10 protein-coding genes are annotated in these 12354 nt (G+C 55.3%); 6 read left to right on the top strand and 4 right to left on the bottom strand.

Annotated elements, in window-relative coordinates; genetic code table 11:
* The first annotated feature begins 282 nt into the window (after positions 1-282).
* A complete protein-coding gene (locus PW844_RS15930) occupies positions 283-1605 on the top strand; it encodes an aromatic acid/H+ symport family MFS transporter (RefSeq protein ID WP_299453686.1) in 1323 nt (440 codons plus the stop codon).
* Between the two features lie 90 nt (positions 1606-1695).
* Complete coding sequence (locus tag PW844_RS15935; RefSeq protein ID WP_299453689.1) at positions 1696-3033, top strand: VOC family protein; 1338 nt, start codon at positions 1696-1698, stop codon at positions 3031-3033.
* A gap of 32 nt (positions 3034-3065) precedes the next feature.
* Here PW844_RS15935 and PW844_RS15940 read toward each other — a convergent pair whose 3' ends face one another.
* On the bottom strand, positions 3066-3500 hold the full coding sequence (locus PW844_RS15940) for a DoxX family protein (protein ID WP_084874956.1): 435 nt from the start codon (positions 3498-3500) through the stop codon (positions 3066-3068).
* A 192-nt stretch (positions 3501-3692) separates the two neighbouring features.
* Between PW844_RS15940 and PW844_RS15945 the strand changes: the two genes are divergently transcribed.
* Positions 3693-5210 carry a carboxylesterase/lipase family protein gene (locus PW844_RS15945; RefSeq protein ID WP_299453692.1) on the top strand — a complete coding sequence of 506 codons (1518 nt, stop codon included), beginning with the start codon at positions 3693-3695 and terminating at the stop codon, positions 5208-5210.
* Between the two features lie 213 nt (positions 5211-5423).
* Positions 5424-7100, top strand: coding sequence for a methyl-accepting chemotaxis protein (locus PW844_RS15950; RefSeq protein ID WP_299453695.1), 1677 nt, complete (start codon positions 5424-5426; stop codon positions 7098-7100).
* Here PW844_RS15950 and PW844_RS15955 read toward each other — a convergent pair.
* On the bottom strand, positions 7058-7939 hold the full coding sequence (locus tag PW844_RS15955) for a LysR substrate-binding domain-containing protein (RefSeq protein WP_299453698.1): 882 nt from the start codon (positions 7937-7939) through the stop codon (positions 7058-7060). The two genes, PW844_RS15950 and PW844_RS15955, sit on opposite strands and share 43 nt — an antisense overlap.
* 130 nt (positions 7940-8069) lie before the next feature.
* Here PW844_RS15955 and PW844_RS15960 point away from each other — a divergent pair, with 130 nt between their 5' ends.
* Both PW844_RS15960 and PW844_RS15965 read left to right on the top strand, forming a co-directional pair.
* Positions 8070-9236, top strand: coding sequence for a methionine aminotransferase (locus PW844_RS15960; RefSeq protein WP_299453700.1), 1167 nt, complete (start codon positions 8070-8072; stop codon positions 9234-9236).
* Between the two features lie 15 nt (positions 9237-9251).
* Positions 9252-10031, top strand: coding sequence for a transporter substrate-binding domain-containing protein (locus PW844_RS15965; RefSeq protein ID WP_299453703.1), 780 nt, complete (start codon positions 9252-9254; stop codon positions 10029-10031).
* Between the two features lie 47 nt (positions 10032-10078).
* Here PW844_RS15965 and pepT read toward each other — a convergent pair whose 3' ends face one another.
* On the bottom strand, positions 10079-11305 hold the full coding sequence (gene pepT / locus PW844_RS15970; RefSeq protein WP_299453706.1) for a peptidase T: 1227 nt from the start codon (positions 11303-11305) through the stop codon (positions 10079-10081).
* 121 nt (positions 11306-11426) lie between these two features.
* Positions 11427-12338 carry a LysR family transcriptional regulator gene (locus PW844_RS15975; protein WP_299453709.1) on the bottom strand — a complete coding sequence of 304 codons (912 nt, stop codon included), beginning with the start codon at positions 12336-12338 and terminating at the stop codon, positions 11427-11429.
* Positions 12339-12354: the final 16 nt, after the last annotated feature.

The raw sequence follows: 12354 nt of genomic DNA on the forward strand, positions 1-12354 counted from the left end.
AAACTGAAATTTTGTTAACCTGGCTGCAAAATTATATTAACAATTTTAGATTGTATTGTGCTAAACGCATAAGTCGCTGTAATCATGGGAAATACCGCATATTAAGCTGCCTGATACATTATCACCGCCTGTAATATCAGAGGGTTAAGATCACAAATCCTGAATAATTCTCAATTACATTCAAAATTACTGCCCGCTATTGTTAACGATGAGCTATCATAAGCGCCGTTTTTTTTACCAAAACTGATGTTTAAATCGGTAAGCCGAAGCAGGGGTTCAGACGTGACCAGCGTTGAAGCAGTAGATGTCCGCCAGCTCATTAATCAGAGCGCATTAAGTAGCTGGCAAAAGCGCCTGATTGCACTCTGCTTCATTGTTGTGGCGCTGGACGGTATGGATATCGCACTGATGGGCTTTATCGCACCGACGCTCAAAGCCGCCTGGGGAGTCAGCAATCATCAACTCGGCATGGTCATCAGCGCCGCATTGGTGGGGCTGGCTATGGGTGCTGTGGTGGCGGGGCCACTGGCCGACCGTTTTGGTCGCCGCCTGCTGATTCTGCAAAGCGTACTGTTCTTCGGCATATGGACGCTGGCCACTGCGATGGCACAAAACATCGAACAGATGATGTTGTTCCGTTTCCTGACCGGATTAGGCCTTGGCGCGGCCATGCCCAACGTGGGTACGCTGGTGGCGGAATACGCCCCTGAACGCCGTCGCTCCTTCATTATCACCGTGGTATTTTGCGGTTTCACCTTCGGTGCCGCCTCGGGTGGTTTTGCCGCCTCCTGGTTGCTGCCGCGGTATAACTGGCATGCGGTGATGTTGCTCGGCGGTGTGCTGCCGCTGGTGGTACTGCCTTTCCTGCTACACGGTTTACCGGAATCGGTGCGTTTTCTTATCAGTCGTCGGGCACCTGCGGCGCGGATACATGCCATTCTCGATCGTATGATGCCGGGCGCAGTGCAAGCCAATAGCCATTTTCACAGTGCCGAGCCACCCGCAGCACGTCATGGCGCGATAGCCACCGTAGTGTCCCGCCGTTACCTGTTTGGCAGCCTGATGCTGTGGGGCGGTTATTTTATGGGGCTGTTCCTGGTTTATTTGATTGGCAGCTGGCTGCCGTCACTGGTGAATACGCTGGGGATGTCGGTTACCGAAGCCGCAATCATCACCGCGATGTACCAGGCTGGCGGCACCCTGGGTTCACTGTTCGCTGGCTGGCTGATGGACCGCGTCAATGCCAACCTGGCGCTGGCAGTGATCTATTTTTGTGGCGGTATCGCGATTATCGTCCTCGGCTTCTCCCCGGCCGAGGTCGGATTGATGAGTGGCATCGCCTTTTGCAGCGGCTTTTGTTTTAACGGCGCCAATACCGGCATGAACGCGCTTGCTGCCAGTTATTATCCCACCCATGCGCGTGCGACCGGTTCCAGCTGGATGCATGGCGTAGGGCGCGTCGGTGCCATCCTGAGTGCCTTTGTTGGCGCGGAATTGCTGTCGCTCGGCTGGTCATTCAGTCATATCTTTCTGATGCTGGCATTCCCGGCGGCGTTAACCACGGTGATGCTGGTCCTGAAATTTCGCTTTGGCGATCCAGAGTAAGCAGGCGAGATCACAGTTCCACGAAATTGTTACCCGGTGTTAAACGGTTGATCTACAGTAGCAACAACCCTTTAGCCCGAGGTGATAATCATGGACAACTTTCTCGCCAGTGATGCCATTCGCACGCTGTTTTCTCAGGCCATGTCGGCGATGTACCAGCAAGAGGTGCCGCAATATGGCACTCTGACGCAACTGGTCAGCGCCGTTAACGAACGGACGCTGGAAGCCAATCCCGCCCTGAAAAATCGTCTGGCGGCTGCCGATGAACTCAGCCGCTTAAGCGTGGAGCGTCATGGTGCCATCCGTGTGGGTACGGCTGCGGAGTTAAGCCTGTTGCGGCAGATGTTTGCCGTCATGGGGATGTATCCGGTGGGGTACTACGATCTGTCACAGGCTGGCGTGCCGGTGCACTCCACCGCGTTTCGCCCTGTCAGCGATAGTGCGCTGCGGCGCAATCCCTTCCGCGTTTTTACCTCACTGTTGCGGCTGGAGTTGATTAACGATGAGGCGCTGCGTGCCAAAGCTGCCGCTATCCTCGCGGCACGCGATATTTTTACCCCAGGCTGCCGGGCGCTGATTGCGAAACACCAGCAGCAGGGGGGGCTTACCGCTGCCGATGCTGCGTTATTTGTCAAAGAAGCGCTGGAAACCTTCCGCTGGCATGCGCATACCACGGTAGACAGCGCCACCTATCGTGCGCTGAGCCAGCAACATCGTTTGATCGCCGATGTGGTGTGTTTCCGCGGTTGTCATATCAACCACCTGACCCCGCGCACGCTGGATATTGACCGTGTGCAGGCGCTGATGCCGTCACGCGGTATCGATCCTAAAACGCTGATCGAAGGCCCACCGCAACGTCAGGTGCCGATTCTGTTGCGCCAGACCAGCTTCAAGGCGCTGGAAGAGCCGGTTCATTTTCAGGATGGCTTTCAGGGGACGCACACCGCCCGGTTCGGCGAAATCGAGCAGCGTGGCGTGGCGCTGACGCCGAAAGGCCGTGCGCTGTATGATAAGTTGCTGGCCGAAGCGGGAACCGGTCCTGATAATCAGCACCATCAGCAACATCTGGCTGCGGTGTTCAGTGACTTCCCTGATGATGAAACCAGCCTGCGGGAACAGCAGCTGGCATGGTTCCGCTATCGGCTAACGGAAAAGGGGGTCCAGTCTCCTCCGCGTGCGGAAGAGAGTATGGAGCAGCTGATGAAAGAAGGTCGATTGCTGGCAGAACCCATCACTTATGAAGATTTTTTACCGGTAAGCGCAGCGGGGATTTTCCAGTCTAATCTGGGGGATGAAGCCCAGGTACGCAGTGCGGGCTATGCCAGCCGTGAAGCATTTGAAAACGCGCTGGGTGCAGCGGTGCAGGATGAAATGGTGTTGTATCAGCAGATGCAGCAGCGCAGTCTGGTACGCTGCGGATTGGCATAAAAAGAGCCGGTCTGCGGACCGGCTTGGTATCATTATTGCAGGCGCGGAGTCCGCACCAGCGAGTATTTTCCGGCCCCCAGAAACATAATGGCGAGTGCGCCAAGTGTGTAAAGGGCTTCCGTCTCCAGCGACCATGCACCCACATCTGTCAGGTGCCAGACCACGCCCATTTTGACCAGCAACGTAGCGACAATCATGTTGATCACGATAATGAACGCCGCAGGGCGGGTCATGAAACCAATGATCATCATCACGGGTGCCAGAATTTCCCCGATATAAGCACCGTATGCGATGAAGCCAGGCATACCTCTGACGGTGAGCAGATGCTCAATCCATGCCACACCGTGAACGACTTTAAATTCACCATGAAACAACAGTAATCCGCCAAACGTCAGGCGGAGCAACAATTTAGCGAAGTCCGGATGATCACACATCCGGGTAAACAGCTGATTAATGCCACCGAACATTGCGCTTCTCCATTTCGCCAGATCAACCTGTAACATTAAATCTAATCGGTAAATGGCAACCCGACAAAAAATCAGAATGGGATGTTGAATCTCGCGTGCGGGTTTTCGGCTTAATCTGCAAATTCCTCAGCAACATGGACAATCACGCCGGGCCTGCAAATAATGGAGGAATCCATGATCAGGGAAGCCGAGATGAAAAACGAACGACGTCTGAGGATCGTGACAGCGGAAGGTGAACTCAGAGGCACAATGGATGATGATCTTTTTGTCTTCAAGGGGATACCCTATGCCGCCCCTCCGGTTGGCGCCTTGCGTTGGAGGCCACCACAGCCGCTGCAACCCTGGCAGGGGGTGCATGATGCCACAGCATGGGGCGATGCCAGCTGGCAAAATCGGGACTACTGCGTCGCGGCAGGTGGCGGTGATCCGGGGCGTTTTAGCGAAGATTGCCTTTATCTGAATATCTGGACGCCTGATATCGACCCCTCCAGACCGCTGCCGGTTATGGTGTGGCTGCATGGCGGCGGATTTGCTATTGGCGCGGGCAGCCTCGATCCTTATCGTGGCAAAGCGCTGGCCGCGCAGGGCGTGGTGGTGGTCACTCTCAATTATCGCCTCGGGCATTTCGGTTTTTTTTCCCACCCGGCACTGGATGCGGAATATCCCGATGGCGGCATGGTGAATAACTTCGCGTTGCTCGATCAGATTGCGGCATTGCAATGGGTGCAGCGCAATATCCCGGCATTTGGCGGCGATCGCCACAATATCACCTTGTTTGGTGAGTCATCGGGGGCGCGTAGCGTATTGTCTTTATGTTGTTCCCCGCTGGCCGAGGGATTGTTCCACAAAGGCATTGTGCAGAGCGCCTATAGCCTGCCGGATATTCCGCGTGCGGAAGCGCAGCAGGCGGGCAAAAAGGTGGTGGCGCATTTCGGGCTGACGGAGGACGCTTCTGCCTCCGAGTTACGCGAGTTGCCTGCGGAGGCGTTCTGGCCGTTGCAACGCCCGCTGGCGCTGGGGCCAGTGCCGATCAGTGGCGATACGGTGTTGCCCCGGCCGATGCTGGCCACTTTTCTGGCGGGCAAACAGCACCGGGTGCCCTTGATGATTGGCAGCAATAGCGATGAAGCCAGCGTGCTTGAGTATTTTGGTGTCGATGCCACCCAGGTGCTTCAGCAGCTGCGACGTAAAAATCGCTTCAGCTATCGGGTGATTAAGTGGCTGTACGATCTTCATGATGACGCCCTGCTGGGACGTGCCGTGGCGCGTGATATGGCCTTTACGGTGATGCCGTTGTTGATCGTTAAAGCGCAACATAATATTGGTATGCCTGGTTGGCGTTACTGGTTCGATTATGTTTCCGAACAATCACGCGATCTCTATCCTCACGGTGCCTGGCACGGCAATGAAATCCCCTATGTCTTTAATACGCTGCAGTCGCTGCCTCCGCCAGAAGGGCGCAGTTATACCGCAGCCGACCATGCCTTTGCCGCCAAAGTCAGCGCCTTTTGGGTGACGTTTGCCCGGGACGCCAATGAGTTCAGCCATCAGTTGCAGGGTGACGTTGCCTGGCCCGCCTGGCGTGCCAGTGAAGATGTGACGCTGGTGTTTGGCCAGGATAAAGACAATCCCCTGCGGTTACAGCCTCGTTTTATGCGTGGGCGACTGCGCTTGTTCCGCCTGATGATGCGCAGCATGGTGAAACTTTAATTAACCTGCTAATGATTAAATTCCGCAAACGTTTTTTTAAGGCAAATTTTTCCGCATCCCTCTGATTTAGCTCAGACAATCCTTTTGTATCTGTGGCCGATCCAGCAATTAATTAGCTTACTAAACCAGTACATTTTCTGAATCGACTGCCGATAAACGCAATATGCCCGATTTTATCGGGCCTCCATTGCGTTTCACATCAAGGGATTTCGTATGGGTATCTTAAAAAATTTTACTATTCGTGCCGTCATGCTAACCATTCTTGGGCTGTTCTGCCTGCTGTGGTGCGTCGTCGGCCTATTTAGCGTGCACTCGCTAAACGCTCTGGGTGACGGCAACGAGGTTGATCGTCAGTTGGTCAATCAGATGACGGTGCTGAGCAAAGGCAACGATCAATATTTTCGTGTGGTCACACGCATGTCGCGCGTGATGGAAATCCGTGCCTCAGGTGCCACACCTCCGGCCGATGCATTCGGGCCGGTACAGCAGGCACTGGACAGCATGAAGCAGCAGCTGGAACAGTTTAAATCGATGGCTCCCGGGCCGATGGATGCGGACACTGCCAATAGCGTGATCGCCAACTGGCAAAAACTGCTGGATGAAGGGATTGCGCCGCAGGTCGCGCTGGCGCAGCAGGGCACACTGGAGGCTTACCGTGCGCAGGCCAATAATGTCACACCGGCGTTGAGCCGTGCGTTTGGTGCCAGCGCAGAGAGTTTTAATCAGGCGGCGGCTATCAAGCTGGATGAAACGCGTGTCAACGTCGATAAACTGACTAACGTGACGAAGGTCATTATTCTGGCGGCGGTAGTGGTGGGGCTGTTGATCCTGCTGTTTACCGATCGCTACCTCGTCACCATGCTGGTTAAGCCGCTGGATAAGATTCGCGATCACTTCGCCATTATCGCTCAGGGCGATCTCAGCCAGCCGGTGCAGGAGTTTGGCCGCAACTGTGTGGGCAAACTGGTGCCGTTACTGCGCGCGATGCAGGACAGCCTGCGTGAAGCGGTGAGCGCCATTCGCAGCGGTACGGAAAACATTTACCGTGGTGCGGCGGAAATTTCCGCAGGCAACAACGATCTCTCTTCCCGCACCGAAGAGCAGGCTGCCGCGCTGGAGCAAACCGCTGCCAGCATGGAGCAGTTGACCGCCACGGTGAAATTTAACGCCGACAACGCGCGTCAGGCCAGTTCACTGGCGGAAACCGCCACCGGGACCGCACAGCAGGGGGGCCGTCTGGTGGGTGAAGTGGTGACCACTATGGAAGGGATTTCCGGCAGTTCGAAGAAAATCGCTGAAATCACCAACGTCATCAATAGCATTGCCTTCCAGACCAATATTCTGGCACTCAATGCAGCGGTGGAAGCTGCGCGTGCCGGTGAACAGGGACGTGGTTTTGCCGTAGTTGCCAGCGAAGTGCGTAACCTCGCCCAGCGCAGCGCCAATGCGGCGAAAGAGATTGCTACCCTGATTGAAGATTCGGTACAGCGCGTCGGTAAAGGCTCAGAGCTGGTGAACAATGCCGGTCATACCATGAATGACATCCTGAAATCGGTTCAGGATGTGAATGAGATCATGAAGCACATCGCCGCTGCCTCGGAAGAACAAAGCAAAGGGATTTCGCAGGTGGGCACGGCAGTGACGGAGATGGACAGCGTGACACAGCAGAACGCGTCACTGGTTGAAGAGGTTTCTGCGGCGGCCAGCGCGCTGGAACGTCAGACCGAAGAGTTGCAGGCGTCAGTGGCGAAATTCCGCCTTGCGCCAAGCACCCCGGTTACGGTCACGGCCAAACCACCGGCTGGGCCTGTGTTACGCCGTCCGGCGCTCAACGCGCCGCCGGTAGCTCAATCCAAATCCGCCAGCACCGACGAATGGGTTTCATTCTGAGGCTGACACAACCACGCCACCAGTTCCTGCAGGAAGGGTGGCGCATCACGTTCCGCTCGCTGTAATAAGCTATAACTCGCCCCGGTAGAGACGCAGTGGTCAAACGGGGCGATCAACCGACCATTTACCAGATCATTCTGCACCAGCGACACATCCGCCACCGTCACACCAAACCCCTGAATCGCCGCACTGATCGCCAGATCCATGGTGGCAAAATGCTGGTTGCGCGCCATCGGAACACTGGCCTGCTGTGCATGCAGCCACAATTGCCAGTCGCGGGTGTCATTGGTGGGATGTAAAAAGGTGAAGCGGGACAGGGCAGCCACGCTAGCGGGCGGCGTGACGCTGCTGGCCAGCACCGGGGTAAGACGCTCATCGAATAAATGGATGGCCTCGGCGGGGGCAATGCCGTAGACAATCGCCGCATCGAAGTTATCCAGTTGCGAGGCATGATCGAGGGTGGTGGTGAGCGCTACATGGATGTCCGGTCGCTGTTGCTCCAGCGCCACCAGACGCGGCACCAGCCAGCGCATGGCACAGGTGGGAGCTTTCAGGCGTATCGAGACATTGCTGCGGCTGGCTTTTTCTGTGGCATTGACCAGCATGGCGAATCCCTGTTGCAGCTCAGGCAGCAGCGCCGCCCCCTGCGAGGTCAGATGCAGCCCACGTGCGTGTCGTTCGAATAATGCGAATCCCAGCCAGCTCTCCAGTGCGGCAATTTTGCGGCTGACCGCGCCCTGCGTAATGCAAAGCTCACTGGCGGCACGCGTCAAATTAAGGTGACGCGCCGTGACCAGAAAGGCGTGAATGGCGTTGAGCGGCAGAGCAGAGCGGGACATAACAGCCTCAAGCTATGATTTTAAGTCATGGCTATTATGACAACAATTCGCTTGTGGACTCAAGCAGCAGGCCGTTGAATAGAAATCTGATTTTATTACGTGGTTATGCAACCTATCTGGCGGAGTTACGATGTCTCTTCAATCAAGTGTTCAGACCTCTTCAAAATTACCCGATGTTGGCACCACTATTTTCAGTGTGATTGGTCAGCTTTCGGCGCAGCATAAAGCCATCAACCTGTCACAGGGCGCACCGAATTTCCCTTGCGATCCACAGTTGGTCGAGCTGGTCAGCAAAGCGATGCGCGAGGGTCATAACCAGTACGCGCCGCTGACGGGCCTGCCTGCACTGAAAGAAGCGCTGGCGCAGAAAGTGCATACTTTGTATGGCCAGCAGTACGATGTCGGCAGTGAAGTGCTGATCACCGGCAGCGCCAGCCAGGGTATTTATATGGCGATTTCCGCGCTGGTGCATCCAGGTGATGAAGTGATTTTCTTCGAACCGGCCTTCGACAGCTATGCGCCGGTGGTCCGTTTGCAGGGTGGTAAGCCGATTGGCCTGAAATTGCAGGTGCCGGATTTTGCCATCAACTGGGACGAACTGCGAGCCACCATTACGCCACGTACCCGCATGATCATCATCAACACGCCACACAACCCGAGTGCGCAGGTGTTAACCCCGGCGGATCTGGATCAGCTGGCAGCACTGACGCGTAATACCGATATCGTGGTGTTGTCCGACGAAGTGTACGAACACATCGTGTTTGATGGTCGTCCGCATTGCGGTATGGCGACGCATCCGGAGCTGGCGCAGCGCAGTGTGATTGTCTCTTCCTTTGGCAAAACCTTTCACGTCACCGGCTGGCGCGTCGGTTATGCGCTGGCACCGGCCGCGCTGATGACGGAAATCGTCAAGGTACATCAGTTTATGATGTATGCTGCCGATACCCCGATGCAGGTGGGTTTCGCCCATTACCTGCAACATCCGGAAAATTATCTGCAACTGTCGCCGTTCTACCAGCAGAAGCGCGATCGTCTGATGTCATTGATGGCGGATTCGCCGTTTAAACTGCTGCCGTGCGCCGGTTCCTTCTTTGTTTTAGCCAGTTACGGACATTTCAGTGACGAAAGTGATAGCGAAATGGTAAAACGTCTCATCGTCGAGAGCGGTGTGGCGACCATTCCGTTGTCGGCGTTTTATATGGATGGCACAGACAATAAATTAATCCGTCTGTCGTTTGCCAAAGACGACGCGACATTACAGGCCGGAGCAGAAGCACTCTGCCGGGTCAAAGGGTAACTTAGGGGTATAACAATGAAAAAATTAAACGTACTTTTTGTGGCGCTGGGCATGATGACCTCTGTGCATGCATTCGCCCAGGAGACCTTACGCTACGGTCTGGAATCACAGTACCCACCGTTTGAAAGCCGCAACGCCCAGGGCGAGCTGGAAGGCTTCGATATTGAGCTGGGTAAAGCCATTTGCCAGAGCGGAAACTTCAAATGCAGCTGGGTCGAAAGCAGCTTTGATGCCCTGATCCCGGCGTTGCAGGCCAAGAAATTTGATGCCATCAACTCAGCGATGAACATCACCGAAGCACGCGCGAAAAGCATCGACTTCACCAAACCGATTTACCGTATTCCGACCATGCTGGTGGCGAAAGAGGGCCAGGGTCTGCTGCCGACTGCAGAATCGCTGAAAGGGAAAAACATCGGCGTATTGCAGGGTTCCATCCAGGAAACCTATGCCAAAAAGCATTGGGAGCCGGAGGGCGTGACCGTAACGTCCTATCAGGATCAAAACCAGGTGTATAACGACATGGTCGCCGGGCGTCTGGATGGCACGCTGGTGATGTCAGCCGCGGGTCAGTCCGGCTTCCTTGATAAGCCGCAGGGCAAAGGTTTTGCTTTCGTTGGCAAGCCAGTGGAAGACGATACTATCCTCGGCTCAGGCATCGGTTTTGGCCTGCGTAAGGGTGACGCCAGGCTGAAGCAGGAGCTGGATGCGGCGATCACCAAAGTGCAGACTGATGGCACCGTGACCAAACTGGCGGCGAAATTCTTCCCGGGTATCGACGTTAGCGTGGCGAAATAACCTATTACGGTGTGCATCAATAATGATGCACACCGTATTGCGCGAGTTTATCTGGCTGCCAGATAACACAAGGCTTCCGCAACCTGATACGACTTCACAAACGACGGCACCGGCAGGAATTCAAAACGCGAATGAAAGTTGTGTGCACCGGTAAAGAAATTCGGTGTCAGCAAGCCTTTAGCCGATAGCGCTGCCCCATCAGTACCCCCTCGCATCGGAATCACCTTCGGTTCAATCCCCAGCTGCGCCAGTGCGGCAAATATCAAATCAATCGCTCGCCGATCTTCACCGATAGCATTGCTGATATTGCTGTAGACATCATTGATGCTCAGCGCCACCAGTCCGGTGGGATACTGTGCGGCAATCTCATCGGCGATTTCCACCAGTTGCTGCTTCTTCGCATCGAAGCCATTGAGATCAAAATCACGAATCGATGCTTTCAGCACCGCACGGCTGGCATTGGCCTGCATATCGTTAAACCAGATATAGCCTTCGCGTCCTTCGGTGTGCTCCGGCGTCGCCTGGCGATCGAACCGCTGGATAAAGTCATGCGCCATCAGCAGCGGATTCACCAGCACGCCTTTGCCGGACATCGGGTGTGCCGGAACGCCAGTAAAAATAATCTCAGCAGCGGCGGCATTGAAGTTTTCGTAGACCACTTCGCCCAGCTCGCAGCAGTCGATGGTCCAGGCAAAATCGACGTCAAAACGTTGTTCCAGATCGAGCGCTTTGGCACCACGCAGGCCAATTTCCTCGTCGGGTACAAAGGCCACCACGATATCGCCATGATCACCCTGTAAATTCTCCATCAGCGTCATCACCACCGCCACCGCCGCTTTGTTGTCTGCACCGAGTACACTGGTACCGTCGCTAAAGATAATTTGCTGGCCGAGGTAGGGTACGATTTCAGGATGCTCAGCCACGCGCAGCCAGATATCCTGCACGGCATTCAGGCACAGGTCGTCGCCGGTAAAGGTTAAGGTTTGTGGGTGGATATCCGCCGACAACCCGACATCAACAGTATCGATATGGGTGATAAACCCGATGCGTGGGGCTTCAGGGCGATTACCGCGCTTCAATGCTGTTACCGTGGCATGTTGGTCGATGACGATCTCTTCCAGCCCCAGCTCGCGCAGCTCTGCTGCCAGCAGCTCAGCCATGGCATGTTGTGAGGGGGTACTCGGAAGCGTAGTGGATTTGGCATCGCTCTGGCTGGAAATGGCCAGATAACGGTAAAACCGCTGAGTCAGCTGGCGGGCGAGTTGATCTGTCATCGGGAGTCCTTATCAATTTAACGGGGCGTTCGTTCGCAGAACGACTAAATCAAATTATTAATTAATGCCTTGTATAACGATGCAGACTCATCGAAGTCAACTAATCGCGAGAAATCGGATTTTAACCGCTCGATTGTTCCAGTGTGTTCAGCTGCTGGTGCAGAAAATCGAGGAACAAATTCAGGGCGGCACTACGCGGCCGTCCTGATAATGTCTGCAATTGCAGCGTTCGCTGGTTCAATTGATCAATGCGCACCGAGCGCAATAGCAACCCGTGAGTTTGCGCCTCATACAACACGGTAAACGGGCTACAAATGGTGACCGCCAGCGGTGTTCGCAGCAGAAAATGGAACAGGGTGGAGAAGTTATCGCAGGTCAGCACCGGTTCGATAACATAGCCACTCATATGGCAGGAAAGATCAAACAACTGGCGCACTGTGGTGTTTTGCTCCGGTAACGCCAGCGGATATTGGCCCAGGTCAGCCAGCGTCACCTCATCAGCCTGCGCCAGTGGATGGTTATGATGCATCACCAGCTGCACTGGCGCGGGCCAGGAGCCGATGACTTCAACGCCTCGCTCGGCATACAGGCTGAACTGCAACGCCAGATCACACTCGCCGTTACGAATTAACTCAGCCACGCCCTGGGTGCTGGCCACTTTCAGGCTGAACAGCACGCCTGGGTTACTGGCGCGGAACTCGGCAAACAGACGCGGCAGCAGGGTAAACGCCATGCCATCGGTGCAGGCCACTCGAATCTGCGTGCGGCGCACGGCGGTGAGTCCCTTAATTTCCGCCAGGGCATATTCCATATCCAGCATATTTTTCCGCACATGATGGGCAAAGATTTCTCCGGCTTCGTTCAGCACCATGCCACGGGCGTGGCGGTCAAACAGCGGCACACCGACTTCAGTTTCCAGCCGCTGAATCTGGCGGCTGATCGCCGAAATGGCGACAAACAACTGCTCGCTGGCCGCGCTGAGCGATCCGGCATTGGCAACCGCCATAAAATAACGAATTTCACTGCTGAGCACTGACCTGCCTCCTGAT

This window comes from Pantoea sp., assembly GCF_028283705.1.
Lineage (GTDB): Bacteria > Pseudomonadota > Gammaproteobacteria > Enterobacterales > Enterobacteriaceae > Pantoea.

What these genes read in the sequence shown, in the direction of transcription:
- PW844_RS15950 (WP_299453695.1), top strand. Translation starts at nt 5,424, where the DNA reads ATGGGTATCTTAAAAAATTTTACTATTCGTGCCGTCATGCTAACCATT.
- PW844_RS15945 (WP_299453692.1), top strand. Translation starts at nt 3,693, where the DNA reads ATGAAAAACGAACGACGTCTGAGGATCGTGACAGCGGAAGGTGAACTC.
- PW844_RS15955 (WP_299453698.1), bottom strand. Translation starts at nt 7,939, where the DNA reads ATGTCCCGCTCTGCTCTGCCGCTCAACGCCATTCACGCCTTTCTGGTC.
- PW844_RS15940 (WP_084874956.1), bottom strand. Translation starts at nt 3,500, where the DNA reads ATGTTCGGTGGCATTAATCAGCTGTTTACCCGGATGTGTGATCATCCG.
- PW844_RS15935 (WP_299453689.1), top strand. Translation starts at nt 1,696, where the DNA reads ATGGACAACTTTCTCGCCAGTGATGCCATTCGCACGCTGTTTTCTCAG.
- PW844_RS15960 (WP_299453700.1), top strand. Translation starts at nt 8,070, where the DNA reads ATGTCTCTTCAATCAAGTGTTCAGACCTCTTCAAAATTACCCGATGTT.
- PW844_RS15965 (WP_299453703.1), top strand. Translation starts at nt 9,252, where the DNA reads ATGAAAAAATTAAACGTACTTTTTGTGGCGCTGGGCATGATGACCTCT.
- pepT (WP_299453706.1), bottom strand. Translation starts at nt 11,305, where the DNA reads ATGACAGATCAACTCGCCCGCCAGCTGACTCAGCGGTTTTACCGTTAT.